Genomic DNA, 15,293 nt, shown 5'->3' with positions numbered 1-15,293 from the left:
CCAGAATGCGGTGCGCATCGAGGCGCGGCCTACGCGGTGATCGGACATTTCTTCTCCTCCCCGGCGGTATCGGCGACGGCCGACACCGCATACTGCGATCTCAGGATGCACCGAACGCGTCTCGCGCGCTCCGCGGCTCGCGGCCCCGCGGTTGCGTGGGGCGAGGCCCCGACGGCGTCAGCGGTGGAGTGTCGACGACGACCGGCCGCCCGGCCTCGAGCACGAGCTCCTCTCCGAAGTGGCGGATCGTGACAGGCGAGCCCGTGCTGAGCCGGTATGTCGTCTCGGCGGGGGTGACGTCCACACGAAGGGTGCAGCCGTGGATCCGGACGCCGAAACTGAGCTGAGACAGCTGCGGCGGCAGGCGCGGGCTGAAGGTCAGCCCGGCCTCACTGTCGCGCATTCCGCCGAATCCGCCGGTGATCGCCGTCCATACTCCGGCGAGCGCGGCGATGTGGAGCCCCTGTTCGGTGTTGCCGTGCAGATCGTCGAGGTCGATGGTCGCGACCTCGGCAAGGTAGTCGTACGCCAGCTCGAGATGACCGACCTCCGCGGCGAGCACGGCCTGCACCGCGGCCGAGAGAGACGAGTCGCGTACGGTGAGCGCTTCGTAGTAGTGGAAAGCCCGTGCCTTCTCCTCCGCGGTGAAGGCCTCATGAGCGAAGTACAGGGCGAGGACGAGGTCCGCCTGTTTGATGACCTGTCTGCGGTACAGGTCGAAGTACGGAAAATGTTCCTGCAGCAGGTACTGGTCCGGCCCGGTGCTGTCGAAGTCCCAGGGCGCGAGGTCGGTGTACCCCGCGGACTGCGGATGCACGCCACGGGCATGGTCGAACGGGATCGTCATGGCCGCGGCCACCGCCTCCCATCCGCTGATCTCGTCGTCCTCCACACCGTGGCTCCGGGCGACGTCCGGATGCCGTCGGGCTGCCGCCGCGGCACCGCGGAGGTTCAGTCGCGCCATCAGGTTCGTGTACACGTTGTTGTTCGCCAGCGCGGAGTACTCGTCCGGGCCGGTGACCCCGTCGATGTGGAAGCCGCCCTGTGCATCCCACCTCCCCAGAGATACCCAGAGGCGGGCCGTCTCGGCGAGGATCTCGACGCCGATGTCGCGCTCGAGGTCACGGTCCCCGGTCGCTCGCACATAGTGCAGGACAGCTCCCGCGATGGCGGCATTGATGTGGAAAGCCGCGGTACTCGCGGGCCAGTACCCCGAGCTTTCCCGCCCGTCGATCGTCCGCCAGGCGAATGCCGCGCCCTTCAGGTGCAACTGCTCGGCCCGCTCCCTGGCGTGGCCGAGAGTCGAGTGCCGCCAGCGCAGCGCCTGTTCGGCGGCATGCGGAGCGGTGGATGTCAGCACCGGCAGGACGAACCCTTCGAAGTCCCAGAAGGTGTGGCCCTCATACCCGGATCCTGTCAGCCCCTTGCCCGGTACCGAGCGCAGTTCAGCGCGATCCGATGCCTGAAACACCTGGAACAGCGCGAACCGGACAGCCTGCTGCAACCGCGGTTCGCCCTCGACGCGCACGTCGGCGCACTCCCAATAGTCGTCGAGGCGCGCACGCTGACCCTCGACGAGGCTGTCCCAGCCGTCGCTCAGGGCATCGGCGACGGCCGCTTCCGCTCTGTCGCGCAGGGTCGCCGCGGACAGCGACGGCGACCACTCGTGGCCGACGACCTTGAGAATCTCCAGATTCTCCCCCTCCTGCAAGACGGCGCGCACGGTGATCCGCGCGTGATCGCCTTGCGCCTCGGCTGCGACGGAGGGGGCGGCGGACCCCGAACCGGCCACCGCGTGATCCATGGCGACGGCCACCGTGAGGTCGCTCTTGCGTGTGCGGTGTACCAGCGTGGCCGACGTGCCCACCGCAATCGATGAGACCTCGTCCCAGGGTTCGGCGAGAAGGTCCTGGACGCGCGGGTCGTCATGCACGATCGGAAGCGGCTCGTTGGCGAGCATCTCCGACAGCACCGTGACGTCGACGGGGGCGCCGACCGCGGAGACGACGTAGCGGACGGCGGCGACCGAACGATGCGTGAATGAGACGAGGCGTGTGGATCGCACCCGCACCCGCCTGCCGGCCGGGCTCTCCCAGTCGAGGTCTCGGGTCAGCGTGCCGTCGCGGAGATCCAGCCGCCGGCTGTGAGACAGGATCTTTCCGTGCCGCACGTCGAAGGGCTCGTCACCGACGATCAGGCGCAGGATCTGACCGTTCGACACGTTGATGACGCTCTGTCCGTGCTCGGGATATCCGTAGCCGTCCTCCGCATACGGCATCGGGTGTTCCTCGAAGACGCCGTTGAGGTAGCTGCCGGCGACACCCCGCGGGTCGCCTTCGTCGAGGCTCCCCCGCCACCCGACGTGGCCGTTGGAAAGCCCGAACACCGACTCCTCGTGCGCGAGATTCTCCACCTCCACGCGGTCGATGCCGACGCTCCAGTCGTCGACGTCGAAGCGCGGCCCGGTCACGGGGCCCCCTCGACTTTCCTTCGCCGACTGCATCTGTTGCTCTGCGACCACATACCGGAACGGTAGAAGAGGCGACGCCGCAAATCCAGCCGCTTGCGCGCCGCAGGCGACCCCGGTAAAGCGCACCGGCTGTCCGGGGCTCCGGACGCGCTTTCCGACGCCCGGCAGCCCGAAACGAGACCGGATCGGCGACGGGAGAATACGCCAAGGGATGTAGCCGAAGTCAGCCTTGCCGCCGACGACCGGCAGACAGCCGGCCGCGAGAGTGGAGGTATGAGAAAGTCTTTCACCTCCGCTCTCGCCGTCACCGGTCTCCTCGCCATCGTGAGCCTGACGGCCTCCGGCTGCAGCGTCGTCGACGAACTGGCGCACCATAAGAAATCCTCGGAGTTCGCCGACGCCGCGTCGCTGGAGGCCGACGGCGACCTCGAGGTCGCCTGGCTCCCGAGGGACAGCTCGGGGATCCGCGTCGTCCAGTCGACGCAGGCCGACGACGCCGCGGTGGCCGTCGTCAGCGAAGGCAGCCTCCCGAGCGCGATGTGCATCGAAGTTCCGCGCCAGTCCGCACCGCCGTACGTCATCGACGACACTGTCGACGTGTACGGTGTCTCGTCGGTCTTCGCGTGCGGCGAGTGGACCGTCGCCGAGACTCCCACCGGGTGGCTGGGATGGACACCGAATCACCCCGACGAGAAGGCGCAGAGTCCGGCTTCCTGAGCGGAATCGCGAAGAGAACGGCGAGGGGCCGCCCTACGACTGGCCTTTCGGACAGGGCGGCCTGTGCCGCCGGCGGGGGCGCTTCGGCGACCCGGCGATGAGGCTGAAGACATGAACATTTCAGCTTCCCTGCCCCTCGAGGCGCGTGGTCTGCGAAAGGCCTTCAAGGGCCACTCGCGCATCGACGATGTCTCCTTCGCCATCCGCCCCGGCCGCATCGTCGGCCTCCTCGGCCCGAACGGCGCCGGCAAGACCACGACCATCCGGCTGCTGCTCGGACTCGCCGCATCCGATGCCGGCGAGCCGCTCGTCTTCGGGCGCCGCTACCGCGACATCGAACGGCCTGCGCGCTCCGTCGGCGCTGTCCTCGACGGCGGCGGTCTGCACCCCGCTCGCACCGGACGCCAGCACCTGCGCATCGCCGCGGCCCGCAGTCACATGGCAGCCGAGCGGGTCGACGTGGTGCTCGCCGAAGTGGGGATGACCCGAGACGCCGACCGCCGCGCCGGCGGATACTCGTTGGGCATGAAGCAGCGCATCGCGATCGCCGCTGCCCTCCTCGGCGAACCTCAGGTACTCGTGCTCGATGAACCGTCGAACGGGCTGGACCCGGCGGGCATGCGGTGGCTTCGGGACCGGCTGCGCGCATTCGCCCACGACGGAGGCACGGTGCTGTTGTCGTCGCATCTCCTCTCCGACGTGCAGGACATCGCCGACGACATCGTCGTCATCGCGGACGGTCGCGTCGTGGCCGACCTGGCGCTGAAGGATGCCGTCGCGACCTCGGATGCCGACCTCGAAGGCTTCTACCTGCAGGTCACCGGCACGGCGGGGGTGCGCTGATGTTCCGCGCAGAACTCCTGAGCCTCGTCACCACCACGGCTGCGAAAGTGGCATCCCTCGTCGCGATCGTCGGCCTGATGCTCACCCAACTGGTGTTCGTCACCGTGATGCCCGCCATCGAACGGGGCGATATCGGTCCGGGGCTCGACGCTCTCGGCGCCGACTTCCCCAGCATCGACCTGACTTCGCCGAACGCACAGCTGGACGCCCTCAACCCCCTCGGCGCCTCGATGGGCGGCGGGTCTATCGGAATCGCTCTCATCGCGGTCGTTCTGTTCGGAGTCCTCGCCGCCACGAGCGACGACCGCTACGGCGGCATCGTCGGCACCGCGCTCGCCTCGCCGCGTCGCGGACGCATCGTGGTCAGCAAGGCGGCGGCCGTGGGCCTGGCCGCAGTGGTCATCGGGGCGGCGATGGCAGTGGTGAGCCTTGTCACACTGCTGGGCAGCCTCGCTGTGATGGGGATTCCGCTCTCGGCGGGAACCGTCGACATCCTGGCGACACTCGCCCGCGGTATCGCCGCCGTCGTGTGCCTCGCTCTGATCGGTGTCGCCGTCGGCGTTCTGGTCCGCACCCAGCTCGCAGGCGTACTCACGATGCTCGGCATCCTGTTCGTCGAACCCCTCGTCGCGGCGACGAGCCAGCTCGCCGGTGGCGGGATCGCGCTCGTCTGGACGCAGTTCCTCCCTGTCGCACTCGCTCAGAACGTCATCCACGGCGGCTCAGCGGCAGTGAACGTCGGAACAGCCGCTGCTGTTCTGGTCGCCGTCACGGTGGCGGCTCTCGGCGCGGCATCCGTCGCCCTCGCTCGACGCGACATCTGACCGTCGGCATCCGAATCACTTTCTCGAAAGGAATGCACGAAATGAACAACGTCCGCACCTCTCGACCCTCGAAGCTCCGCACGGCGCGCAGGGTGATCGCCGCTTCGGCCGCGGCCGTCCTGATCGCTGGAGCTGTCACCACCGGTGCTCTTCTCCGTACCGCGGAGAGCACCGCCGAAGCGCAGGCCGGCGAGAACTCGGCACTCGAAACCCGTATGCAGACGCTCGTCGACGCCGGGTATCCCGCTGTGCTCGCCTCCGTGACCGAGCCTGACGGTGACGTGGTCGACGTCGCCGTCGGTGCGGGCAACGTCGACACGGGCGCACAGCCACCGATCGACGGAGAAGTCCGGATCGCCAGCAACACGAAGATGTTCGTGTCGACGGTCGTGCTCCAACTGGTGCAGGAAGGGCGCGTCGATCTCGACGCGCCCATCGACAGGTATCTTCCCGGTCTTGTCACCGGCGACGGCATCGACGGCACCCGCATCACCGTGCATCAGCTGCTTCAGCAGACGACGGGTCTTCCCGAGTACGCCGACCAGATCGCTGCCGACGTTCGCTGCACAGGAGCAGTACATCTCGCCGCGGGACATGCTCGATGTCGCGCTCACCCGACCCGCCGGGTTCCAGCCCGGCGAGAGATGGGAGTACAGCAACACCAACTACCTCGTGCTGGGCCTGCTGATCGAGGCCGTCACCGATCGGGCGATCACCGAACAGGTGGACGAGCGCATCGTTGAACCCCTCGGTCTCGCGCACACATACTTCCCGGCACCGGGAGAGCGGGAGATCCGCGGCGAACACCCGACCGGATACCATGCCGACGTTCCCGGCGAGCTGCGCGACTTCTCGGATATGGACACGTCGTTCGCCTGGTCCGCGGGAGCGATGGTCTCCACCCCGAGCGAGCTCAACGTCTTCATGGGGGCGCTCCTCGATGGCGAGCTCCTGGACGACGAGATGCTCGCGGTGATGCAGACGGCGGTGCCGGCCGGCGATGAGCTGTGGCCCGGGGCGGCATACGGATTGGGGCTGCAGAGCTACCCGCTCAGCTGCGGCGGCGTGGCATGGGGGCATGGTGGAGACATCCCCGGCACCCAGACCCGCAACGCGGTCGGCCCCGACGGCACCGCCGTCACCATCGCCGTGACCGCCCTGCCCTGGGCGATCGTCTCGCCGGACGATGAGGAGAAGCTCCTCGATCAGTACCGGATCGTCGTCGATGCGCTCGATGAGACCTTGTGCGACAGCTGACACGGAAGGTGACGACGCCGGGTGCCGCGCCTGAACAGGGGCGGCGCTCGGCGTGGTTGACTCGATCCATGTCTGTCTCTCGGTCCGCGCCGATGTCCGCCGTGCGGTTCCGCACGGTGTTCCCACCGGCACTCGTGCTCGCCGCTGCGGTGGGATACATCGGAATCGGATTCTGGGTCGAGGAGGTGTCCGAGTTCGTGCCCGGAGCCGTGTCACCATTCGTGCACGCCGGGCTGGTCGCTCTGCAGGCGCTGATCCTGCTCCTGCGACGTCGGTCACCCGTCGGCGTCTTCGCGGGCGTCGTGCTCGTCGATCTCGTGATCCTGGCCAGCGCCGCGGGCGAGTTGGGCGTCGGGTCGCTGGCGGTGATGATCGCGTCGTATTCGGTGGCGCGTCACACCTCCCGGCGGACGGCGTGGACCGCACTCGGCGCGGGAGCCGTTGCGACGACGGTCATCGGCGGTGGTGCCCTCCTGCTCGAGTCGGGTGCACCGCTCCTCGTCATCGTCTTCACGGCGGTCGCGCGCATCGCCTTCCTGTACGCGATCCCGGCGGTCGTCGCGGAGTACTTCCGCGGTCGGGAGCGTCTCGCCGCTGCGTTGAAGGATCAGGCCAGAATGGCCGAGAACGAGCGCCGTGATCGCGCGGAACTCGAGGTTCGGGCCGAACGCACGGCGCTCGCACGGGAGCTGCATGACATCGCGGGGCATCATCTCTCCGGGATCATCGTGAGCGCCCAGGCCGCGGCCGCGCTCACGATGTCCGATCCCGAGCGGGCGCGAACGATGATGCAGACCGTTCAGGACGACGCGCGCATCACGCTGACCGATCTGCGACGCACAGTCGGTTTGCTCCGCAGCGACGACGATGACAGGGGTCCGGCGGAGCGTCCGCGTCCTGTCCCGAGCATCGCCGCCCTGCCCGCACTCATCGACGCCGCGCGCGATCGAGGGCAGAGGGTGTCGTACGAGCTCACCGGAGAGACGCGGGGTCTCGGACCCCTCGGCGAGACCTCGGCGTACCGCATGGTTCAGGAGTCTCTGGCGAACGCCGCCCGACATGCGCCGGGCGCGGAGTGTCATGTCCGCGTCGCGTTCGGGCCGGATGCGGTGGAGCTGACGGTGTCGAACGAAGCTGCTCCTCTCGCGACCCGTCCGGCGGGCGCAGAAGTCGGCTCAGGAGACGGATACGGGCTGGCGGGCATGACCGAACGGGCGGAGCTCATCGGCGCGCAGCTGACAACCGGTCCGACCGCCGGTGGCGGCTGGACAAACCGGCTCGCCATTCCCCTCGACGAACGGAACATCGCATGACCCGCATCCTCATCGCCGACGATCAGGCCGTCGTGCGCGCCGGGCTCGCCGTGATCCTGGGAGCGGAAGAAGACCTGGAGGTGGTCGGGGAGGCGATCGACGGGGCGGATGCCGTGCGCCTCGCCCGTGAGCTTCGGCCCGACCTCGTCTGCATGGACATCCGGATGCCGGGGACGGACGGCATCGCCGCCACCAGGACCATCACCGATGACCCCGACCTCGATGTCGACGTGCTGATCCTGACCACTTTCGACGTCGACGCAGACGTCTTCGCGGCCCTCGAGGCCGGCGCGGCCGGGTTCCTCCTGAAGGGCGCCGACGAGGCGACCCTGCTGGCCGCGGTGCGTTCTGTCGCCGCCGGTGACGGAACCCTCGACCAGCGCCTCACCCGACGCATCCTGCAGGAATTCGGACAGCGTCGGCGCGAACCTCAGCCTGCGCCTGCGCCGACCGACAGTCCGCTCACCGAACGCGAGTTCGAGGTGCTCCGCCTGCTTGCCCAGGGCCTGTCCAACGCCGAGATCGCCGACCGCCTCTACGTCGAACCGACGACGGTGAAGTACCACCTCACCGGTCTCATGCAGAAGACCGGCGCCCGGGATCGCCTCCAGGCCGTGATCTGGGGTATCCGGGCCGGCCTGGTAGAGGCCGGGTGACGGGCGCTGGCTCCGGTCGCGCTTTCAGCCGGCTCCCGCGCCGAGAACCGGCCCGAACTGCGACCGGAGCCGTCCGGCACAGAAGCACGAAGGGACCCCACCACCGGCGGGGCCCCTTCTTACGCGATCGGTCAGTTCTCGTTCAGCGACTTCCGGCGAGCCCGGAGGGTGGCCAGCGCGGCTCCGACGAGCAGCAGCGCCGCACCGAGCCCGACGGCGAGCGCCGTCATGCCGGCATCGGCACCCGTGGCGGCAAGCCCCCCGTCGGTTCCGTCGGCAGAACCGCCGCCTGTGCCGGGCGATTCGTCGCCCGCGCCGGGGCCGGGTGAAGGCTCCGGGTCGGACGGCTCGGGGTCGGGCGACGGCTCCGGGTCCACCGGAGCCGCGGCTATCGCGAACTCCACGGCGGCGGACTCGGATGCTCGGGCACCGAGCGCCTGAGAGAGAAGGAGTCGGTGCGCGCCGGGCGTGAGCCCTTCGGACACCTCGATCGCCCACTCACCGTTGTCCTTCACGACTGTCGTCGCTCCGGCCACGGCAGCCGCAGCGGCGTCGTTCGTCGTCTCGTTCACGAGTCGCACTTCGGCGCCGGGGAAGCCGGATCCCTCGAACGTCACCGACGTCGTCGACGCGGGAAGTTCTCCCTCCGGCGCCTCGGTCACGGCGAAGTTCGAGAGGTCGGCGCGCTGCGTCAGCCACTCGGCGGGCGACGTCGGACGGTCGATGATGCGTGTCTCTCCGATGCATCCGTGCCAGCCGTTCCGGGCGGCGTCGTCCACCCAGTCCGCCCCGAGGATCCAGGAGTGACCCTGGTGCCACGCCATCCCGCCGACATCCGTCGCGTTGCGCAGCACGGGAGCGCCGTCGACGTACATCGTGGTGGTCCGCTTCTCGGCGTCGTTCACCACCGCGAGGTGCACCCAGTTGTCGACCATGATCTCGCCGGACCAGTTGACGCGGTCACCGAGGGAGGCGTCGGCGTCCAGGCTCGTCCACTGGAATTCGCGGAGGCTGGAGATTCCCAGGGCGCTCGGGGATGCCGTCCAGTCCCAGCGCGTCTCCGGCACACCGATCTGCGAGCGGTTGCCGGTGCGGGTGAGGAACTTCGACCACGCGTTGTTCTCGACGCTCCAGTCGGCATCCATCTTCACGAACGTCTCGATCGTGTAGCCATCGCGAAGATCTGCCTCGTTGAGGGGAGCGTCCGCGGCGGTGGTCAGGTAGCTGAAACGCGAGCCGGACGAGTCGGCGAAGCACATCGACGCCCCGTCGGACGAGAAGGCGTGTGCATCGTCGTTCTCGATGGTCACGTCCTCCCACGTCGCACCCACGGCGTTGGTCGCCGCGGGATCGACCCGAGTGAGGTCGTTGTCGCCGGCGACATCCTCGATGACCGCGTCTGCGTCGACGACGCCCTCGGCGCCGTTGAACCGCCAGTGGGCGAGCGTGCCCTCCGCCTCTACGAAGTCCAGCTCGTTGCCCGGAGGCTCCGTGGAGATGGGGTCGGGGCCTTCGAAGCCATCGAGAAGGATGCTGCGGGCCAGGTCGGACAGGGGCGACTCGTCGGGGGTGCCGGCGGTGAAGTCCGGTGCGAATTCGGCGAAGCGGTCGGCGAAGTCGACATCGAGCGTGTATCGCTGGTTGGCGCCGTCGAGCAGCGGCTGGTCGTAGCTGGTGAGAGTGTCCTGGGGCTTGTTGACCACCCACGGCGACCCGGTCTCCAACGAGATGGTGTTGTTCGTCAGGTCGAATTCGAACAGCCCCAGGTAGCCGTTCCCGCCTTCGTAGGCCATCTGGTAGTCCATCAGGATCTGATGGACATCGTGACCGAAGTCGTTCTGCTTCACCTGCTTGGTTGCGCCGTGGAAGTGACCGTTGAGCGTCATGAAGATCTGATCGTTGCCGCGGATGAGGGTGTCCCACATGCGCTGGCTGTCGACTGTCTCGATCGGGGAGACCTGATCGGGGGCGATGTTGATCAGGGCGTGCGAGGTGAGAATCACGGGGACGGTGGGATGCGCGTCCAGCACGCTCTGCGCCCAGGCGAGAGTGGCATCCGACGAGTTCCACGAGATGGCCAGCGACATGAACTGCTGACCTTCCGCCTCGAAGATGTGCGCCTGGCTGAGCCCGGTGGGGTCAGAGGCCACGAACGTCGGCTGCTCCGCCGCGCGAGCCGCCCCGAACCAGCGGTTGAAAGGCTCGTTCGCCGCGTCGAGCTGGGTGTCCTGCTTGCCGCTGTCGAGCACGTCGTGGTTGCCGGGGAGGATCGAGTACGGCAGGTCGGCGTCGTCCAGGCTCTGCATGGCGCGATCCGCTGCTTCCCACTCGATCTGGACGTTGGCGCGGTCGACCACATCACCGAGATGAGCGACGAACGGGATGTTCAGCTCGTCGGCATGCTCGGTCAACCAGCTGGTCTGCGTGGAGAAGGGATCGGCGCCGTAGCGAGGGATGAACTGGTCGGCCGAGTAGCGGGAGTAGAACTGGGTGTCGGGCAACACCGCGAAGGTGAATCGAGAGGCGTCGGGCTCGGCCGGGGGGACCGAGTCGACGGCGGATGCCGGCGCGACGCCGCCGATGAGGAAACCGGCGGCGAGGCCTGACGCGACGAGTGCGGCGCCGCAGCGGCGCCCTCTGTCGCTCGAGGAACGGGTACGGGGGGATTTCACGATTCTCCTTCTGATGAATGTCAGCAGGCGCGGCCACGGGAAGGCGCGCAACCCGCCAGCCACAGTCGCGTGTTCCGGTTACGCACAGGCAACGAAGGATGCACCAGAAGGCAAACAGGAAGATCGTGCAGGCGCGGCGCAGTCGTACAGCGTCTGAACAAAAGGTGAGGGTGCGCGAGACGGACGACTGGACGCCGCGGCTGCCGTCAGGCGGCGGTCGTCACGGCGTGCACCGCGAGGCGCAGCGTTTCGGTTTCAGACTCGAGTCGCACGGCATCGGCGGGCAGCGCGCGTTCCATCATGAGCCCGCTGATGACGGTGGCGAGGAACCGGGCCCGCTGCTCGACATCGCCCGCCGGAATAACTTCTTCCTCGATGAGGGTGGCCAGCCACCGTTCGATGCGGTGGCGACCCATCCGCTCGAGCGCGAGGTAGGTCGTCGCCTCGTCCTCTGCAGGGGCGGACACCACATACGCCTCGTACAGCGCCTTCCACTGCTCGCGAGCGCGTTCGCCGACTCCGATCTGCCGAAGGATCAGCCGTAGGCATCCCATCAGGCGCTCAGCCGGACCCAGGGTGCGATCGTTGATCGGATCATCGGGGATGTCGATGTCGTAGAGCCCGGCGATGACAGTGTCGATGAGTTCGCGTTGGGTCGGAAAGAAGTGCCGCAGCGAACCCGTGCTCACCTGCGCACGAGCAGCGACCGCGCGCACACTCACGCGCGCGGTCGGGTTCTCGCCGAGCATTTTTGCCGCAGCGGTGAGGATCTTGTCGCGCGTGCCCGGTGCCGTCGATTCAGCGTTCATTCCTGCCCTCCGCGTGACACCCGTCTATCACAGTGTGCTAGCTTATCTCCTCGTTCACTATCACGCTGTACTAGTTGATGACGAAGGAGGAGAAGAAATGGGGATCAGACATCGCCGCGTGCGCACAGGGTCCGGTGAACCACTGGCTCGCTACCGCTGGTGGCAGATGTTCGGGAGATCGCTCCGTTCGATCACGTTGCCCTCTTCCGGCGGCATGATGTCCGTCTACTCAGTCGATGTTCGCCACGCCGGCGACATGACGGACGGAGAGATCCGCGCCCGCCTCTATGTCGACGGATCGCTGCAGTCCTACGCGAAGTTGCCCAGCCGCTTCTCGGTGCCAGGCGGGCACATCGACGTAGCGATCACCGGCTTCGGACTCAAGCGCTGCCACTACGTCCGCCCAGACGGCACCGAACAGCAGCTCTCTCCTGACCCCGCATCCGCAGAAGGGCGACGCGCTCGCCTGCACCATCGGCATCCCGGCCTCAGCCGCATCATCGGCATCGTGTCGACCGTTCTCGTCATCGTCGGCCTGTGCGTGGAGGTGCCGCAGATCATCGAATCGCTCTCGCAGATCCCCGCGATCGCCGACTCGATCGGAACCTTCACCTCGCCTATCCAGCTCCCGCTGCAAGCCAACCTGATCATCGGATTCGCGGCCGTCATCGGCAGCACGGAGCGCGCCCTGCGAATGCGATCGAGCTGGATCGATGAACTCGCCAGCTGACCGCCGAAAGGAAACACCTGCCCGAGGTCCGCACCGAGCGGCGCTAGACGCTCAGACCTTGAGGCGCTTACGCACGGCGCGCTCGGTGAGGACGGTGAAGTAGTCCGTGACCCTGCTGTCCGAGATCTTGCCGAGTTCTTCGGTGGCGAGAGTGGCGATGGTCTCGCGACCGGTCTCGGGGTAGCGCTCGAAGAGTCGGTCGGTGACCTGCTTCACGACTTCGGCCGGATCGAATTTGGTAGCCACGCGCTCATGCTATGCCTGACCATCCGTTTTGAGCGATCTGTTTCCCTCCTGTTCTTTTTGCCGCACCTCGGGATTCCGCCGCGCGCGACTGACTACTCCGCTTCCGTGGGAACGAGCTTCTCGTCGGAGACGGGGAGCTCGCGCAGCGCCGGAAGTGGCGAAGCCAGCATCACAGCCAGTTGCGCGGCGAACACGACGACGGCCACCGCGATGCACCACTCCATTCCGAGCGTGGCCGCGATCACCGCCCCCAGACCGGCACCGATCGGGCGGGCTCCGTAGGTGGAGATGACCAGCAGCGACGAGACTCGACCGATCATCCGCGTCGGGGTGACTGCCTGTCGCAGCGAGGTGGTCGAGATCGACCAGAGCACGGGACCCAGCCCGAACAGGAAGTACGAAAACAGCGCCAGGGCCGGCGTGGGAAGCCACAGCGTGATCACCATGAGAACGGCCGCGAGGAAGCCGCCGATCGGCCCGAGGACCGACATCCGCCCGAGGCTGAGACGGGCGGACAACGACCGGGCCACCACAGCACCGAGCACCATGCCTGCCCCGTACACGCCGATCGCGGTTCCCACGCTCGCCGCCGTCATGCCCAGATCACGCAACGCGTAGACGACGAAGACCGACTGGATGAGGAACCACCCGACGTTGAAGATCATCGAGGTCACGATCATCGGGCGCAGCAGCTCGTGAGAGAGGACGTACCGGAGCCCGTCGGCGACCTCTCGCCACGCTTCCCGGGAACGCGCGCGTGCCGGACGCCGGACGTCGAGCCGCGCGAGCAGCACCACCGCAGCACCACAGATGATGGTCGCCACCACGAAGGTCGTCTCGGCGTCGGCCAATGAGACGATGGCCCCTCCGATCACGGGCCCCGATACAAAGGCGACGCTGCGCCCGAGTTCGAGCCACCGGTTGGCGTCCATCAGACGGTCACGGCTGACAAGCTGCGGCACGGTCGACGGAATACCGACCGCGACGCCGAGGCTGCCGATCGCGCCGAGGAACCCCACGGCGAGCAACGCTCCGAAGGTGAGCCAGTCCGTGAGCACGAGCACAGCCGTCACCGCCAGAGTGAGAGTGCGCAGTGCTTCTGAGGCGAGGAGCAGACGCTTCGGCGAATACCGGTCGACGAGCACCCCGAACGGGATCGACAGCAGGAGGAACGGGAGCGTCTGCGCGACCTGAAGGAGAGCCGTCCCCGTCGCGCCGACACCGAGCACGACCACCGCGGCGAGCGGCGCAGCGATGAGCGCCATCTGCTCGGCGAACTGGATGAGCACGTTCGACCAGGCGATGCGGGTGAACTGCGCGGGGAGCGGACTGCGTCGGTTCGAGGGCATACCCGAAGTCCAGCAGCAGTGGCCGCGGGGTTCTGGCGGGAAACGGACGTCGCATCCACGGCGCGTCCCGCGACTGTGTTCGCGGTTTGCGAAGCAGGGGATTGCGATGACTCCACTCACAAGTGTTCACTGGTGTCATGGCAGCGGAAGAGATCGCGGTACCGCCGGACGCGCGGTTGCTCATCGACTTCGTGAACACGGTCGAATGGCAGACCGACACCGAGACATGGAGTTCGCCTCAGGCTCTCGCGGAGTGGGTCGAGACTCGCACGCGGGTGCCACCGATGACCCTGACAGAGCGCGATCTGGCGTTCGCGCGTCGCACTCGGGAGGGGCTGCGCGAGGTGCTGCTGACGCATGCCGGCCACGAGCCACTCCCCGGCGCGATCGCCCGCCTGAATGGTCTGCTCGCCCAGGTACCCGTGCATCTGCGCTTCAGTGGTGACGGACGGATGCAGATCGCATCCGCTGAGGACTCGTTCCTCGCTCTCGTCCTGGCCGCCGTCGATGCCGTCCGCGCCGACGGGAGCTGGGAACGCATCAAAGCCTGCTCCCGGGACTCATGCCGCTGGGCCTATTGGGACGGATCGCGCAACCGATCGGGCCGGTGGTGCTCGATGACGGGATGCGGCAACTACGTCAAGATGCGTCGACGCAACTCGCCGCAGGCTGCGGCATCCGATGCCTTGGCGTGGAAAGATCGCGCTCCGCGGATGCTCGACGTCGCCGCTCGTGCAGGAGTGTCGATAAAGACCGTGTCGAATGTCGTGACCGGAGCTGTTCCGGTATCGCCGGCTACGCGAGAGCGAGTGGAGGCAGCAATCGAGGAGCTCGACTACCGTCCCAATCTCGCAGCGCGTGAGCTGAGGCGGGGGCGCCGTCAACCAGGACGATAGTCCGTCGCCGTGCCTGCGTTTCCACGACACCGAGTACCCCGTGGAGAAGGCGTCGAGCGCTCAGCGCAGCAGGCGCACGATCATCGGCATCGCGAGTTCCTGAAGTGTGAGTACTCGGAAGAGCGGGTGGGGCGGTCCCGATCGCCACCATGCGAGTGCGCGCGCTGCGCCGCCGGCTGCCATGAGCCAGCCGATCCCCGCGATCTCGTCATGATCGAGCTGCCGCCGTGCAGCCGCGCGTCCGACCACGACGGAGTGGGCGGTCCAGATCACTGCATAGAACCGCAGAACGCTGCTCGTGCTCGCATCTGTTCGCTCAGTCGCGCCAGGAATCGCCCGGTTGCCGAAGAGAGCGACGAGCACGCCGGTCAGTGCGGCGACACCTGAAATGCTCCACAACAGTCCACGAAGGATCTTCGTCCGCATGGTCGCACGATACACCTCGACGATCGACCGGGGTCTGGCGCGCCGGGCTTTCAGGCAGTCGCTCGGCGTCAGCCGGGGTGTGCTC

At 67.7% G+C, this 15,293-nt stretch carries 13 protein-coding genes and 3 pseudogenes; 10 read left to right on the top strand and 6 right to left on the bottom strand.

The genetic code is table 11. The features are described 5' to 3' along the window. Positions 1 to 100: 100 nt before the first annotated feature. The gene (locus D7252_RS08290) at positions 101 to 2,470 is read right to left on the bottom strand and encodes a glycoside hydrolase family 65 protein (protein WP_259461068.1); all 2,370 of its coding nucleotides are present in this window, start codon (positions 2,468 to 2,470) and stop codon (positions 101 to 103) included. A 273-nt stretch (positions 2,471 to 2,743) separates the two neighbouring features. Between D7252_RS08290 and D7252_RS08285 the strand changes: the two genes are divergently transcribed. The 7 genes and pseudogenes from D7252_RS08285 (at position 2,744) to D7252_RS08260 (ending at position 8,080) form a co-directional block, all read left to right on the top strand. After that, on the top strand, positions 2,744 to 3,187 hold the full coding sequence (locus D7252_RS08285) for a hypothetical protein (RefSeq protein WP_120774951.1): 444 nt from the start codon (positions 2,744 to 2,746) through the stop codon (positions 3,185 to 3,187). Between the two features lie 111 nt (positions 3,188 to 3,298). Beyond that, a complete protein-coding gene (locus D7252_RS08280) occupies positions 3,299 to 4,030 on the top strand; it encodes an ABC transporter ATP-binding protein (protein ID WP_120774950.1) in 732 nt (243 codons plus the stop codon). After that, positions 4,030 to 4,854: a hypothetical protein gene (locus tag D7252_RS08275; RefSeq protein WP_120774949.1), complete on the top strand. Its 825-nt coding sequence runs from the start codon at positions 4,030 to 4,032 to the stop codon at positions 4,852 to 4,854. The genes D7252_RS08280 and D7252_RS08275 overlap by 1 nt, the downstream gene beginning before the upstream one ends. Positions 4,855 to 4,886: 32 nt before the next feature. After that, positions 4,887 to 5,336: pseudogene (locus D7252_RS20510) on the top strand (serine hydrolase); the annotation flags it as partial. Positions 5,337 to 5,448: 112 nt separating this feature from the next. After that, the gene (locus tag D7252_RS20225; protein WP_251050673.1) at positions 5,449 to 6,111 is read left to right on the top strand and encodes a serine hydrolase; all 663 of its coding nucleotides are present in this window, start codon (positions 5,449 to 5,451) and stop codon (positions 6,109 to 6,111) included. Between the two features lie 68 nt (positions 6,112 to 6,179). Continuing rightward, the gene (locus tag D7252_RS08265; protein WP_120774948.1) at positions 6,180 to 7,424 is read left to right on the top strand and encodes a sensor histidine kinase; all 1,245 of its coding nucleotides are present in this window, start codon (positions 6,180 to 6,182) and stop codon (positions 7,422 to 7,424) included. Then, a complete protein-coding gene (locus D7252_RS08260) occupies positions 7,421 to 8,080 on the top strand; it encodes a response regulator transcription factor (RefSeq protein WP_120774947.1) in 660 nt (219 codons plus the stop codon). The genes D7252_RS08265 and D7252_RS08260 overlap by 4 nt, the downstream gene beginning before the upstream one ends. A 131-nt stretch (positions 8,081 to 8,211) precedes the next feature. Here D7252_RS08260 and D7252_RS08255 read toward each other — a convergent pair whose 3' ends face one another. After that, a complete protein-coding gene (locus tag D7252_RS08255) occupies positions 8,212 to 10,752 on the bottom strand; it encodes a LamG-like jellyroll fold domain-containing protein (protein ID WP_183055229.1) in 2,541 nt (846 codons plus the stop codon). A 206-nt stretch (positions 10,753 to 10,958) separates the two neighbouring features. After that, positions 10,959 to 11,561, bottom strand: a complete 603-nt coding sequence (locus D7252_RS08250; protein ID WP_120774945.1) for a TetR/AcrR family transcriptional regulator — start codon at positions 11,559 to 11,561, stop codon at positions 10,959 to 10,961. A gap of 97 nt (positions 11,562 to 11,658) precedes the next feature. On the opposite strand from D7252_RS08250, the gene D7252_RS08245 reads away from it, so the two are divergent. After that, entirely contained in the window at positions 11,659 to 12,291 is a 633-nt protein-coding gene (locus D7252_RS08245; protein ID WP_120774944.1) for a hypothetical protein, read from the top strand. 51 nt (positions 12,292 to 12,342) lie between these two features. On the opposite strand, the gene D7252_RS08240 is transcribed toward D7252_RS08245, so the two are convergent. Then, positions 12,343 to 12,537: a three-helix bundle dimerization domain-containing protein gene (locus D7252_RS08240; RefSeq protein ID WP_120774943.1), complete on the bottom strand. Its 195-nt coding sequence runs from the start codon at positions 12,535 to 12,537 to the stop codon at positions 12,343 to 12,345. Positions 12,538 to 12,629: 92 nt separating this feature from the next. After that, positions 12,630 to 13,886, bottom strand: coding sequence for an MFS transporter (locus D7252_RS08235; protein WP_120774942.1), 1,257 nt, complete (start codon positions 13,884 to 13,886; stop codon positions 12,630 to 12,632). Positions 13,887 to 14,023: 137 nt separating this feature from the next. Between D7252_RS08235 and D7252_RS08230 the strand changes: the two are divergent. Together D7252_RS08230 and D7252_RS20220 are read left to right on the top strand one after the other, a co-directional pair. Next, a pseudogene (locus D7252_RS08230) lies at positions 14,024 to 14,527 on the top strand (CGNR zinc finger domain-containing protein); the annotation flags it as partial. Positions 14,528 to 14,599: 72 nt separating this feature from the next. Further along, positions 14,600 to 14,764 (top strand): annotated as a pseudogene (locus D7252_RS20220) (LacI family DNA-binding transcriptional regulator); the annotation flags it as partial. A gap of 78 nt (positions 14,765 to 14,842) precedes the next feature. Here D7252_RS20220 and D7252_RS08225 read toward each other — a convergent pair. Next, entirely contained in the window at positions 14,843 to 15,208 is a 366-nt protein-coding gene (locus tag D7252_RS08225) for a DUF4345 family protein (protein ID WP_183055228.1), read from the bottom strand. Positions 15,209 to 15,293: the final 85 nt, after the last annotated feature.

It is taken from the genome of Microbacterium sp. CGR2 (assembly GCF_003626735.1).
In the GTDB taxonomy this organism is placed as follows: Bacteria; Actinomycetota; Actinomycetes; order Actinomycetales; family Microbacteriaceae; genus Microbacterium.
The sequence above is the reverse complement of the archived record's forward strand: the minus strand, read 5'-3'. Positions and strand labels throughout refer to the sequence as shown.

Coding starts and splice junctions, on each gene's coding strand:
- D7252_RS08285 (WP_120774951.1), top strand. CDS start 2,744: ATGAGAAAGTCTTTCACCTCCGCTCTCGCCGTCACCGGTCTCCTCGCC.
- D7252_RS08235 (WP_120774942.1), bottom strand. CDS start 13,886: ATGCCCTCGAACCGACGCAGTCCGCTCCCCGCGCAGTTCACCCGCATC.
- D7252_RS08275 (WP_120774949.1), top strand. CDS start 4,030: ATGTTCCGCGCAGAACTCCTGAGCCTCGTCACCACCACGGCTGCGAAA.
- D7252_RS08260 (WP_120774947.1), top strand. CDS start 7,421: ATGACCCGCATCCTCATCGCCGACGATCAGGCCGTCGTGCGCGCCGGG.
- D7252_RS08225 (WP_183055228.1), bottom strand. CDS start 15,208: ATGCGGACGAAGATCCTTCGTGGACTGTTGTGGAGCATTTCAGGTGTC.
- D7252_RS08250 (WP_120774945.1), bottom strand. CDS start 11,561: ATGAACGCTGAATCGACGGCACCGGGCACGCGCGACAAGATCCTCACC.
- D7252_RS08265 (WP_120774948.1), top strand. CDS start 6,180: ATGTCTGTCTCTCGGTCCGCGCCGATGTCCGCCGTGCGGTTCCGCACG.
- D7252_RS08280 (WP_120774950.1), top strand. CDS start 3,299: ATGAACATTTCAGCTTCCCTGCCCCTCGAGGCGCGTGGTCTGCGAAAG.
- D7252_RS08245 (WP_120774944.1), top strand. CDS start 11,659: ATGGGGATCAGACATCGCCGCGTGCGCACAGGGTCCGGTGAACCACTG.
- D7252_RS20225 (WP_251050673.1), top strand. CDS start 5,449: ATGCTCGATGTCGCGCTCACCCGACCCGCCGGGTTCCAGCCCGGCGAG.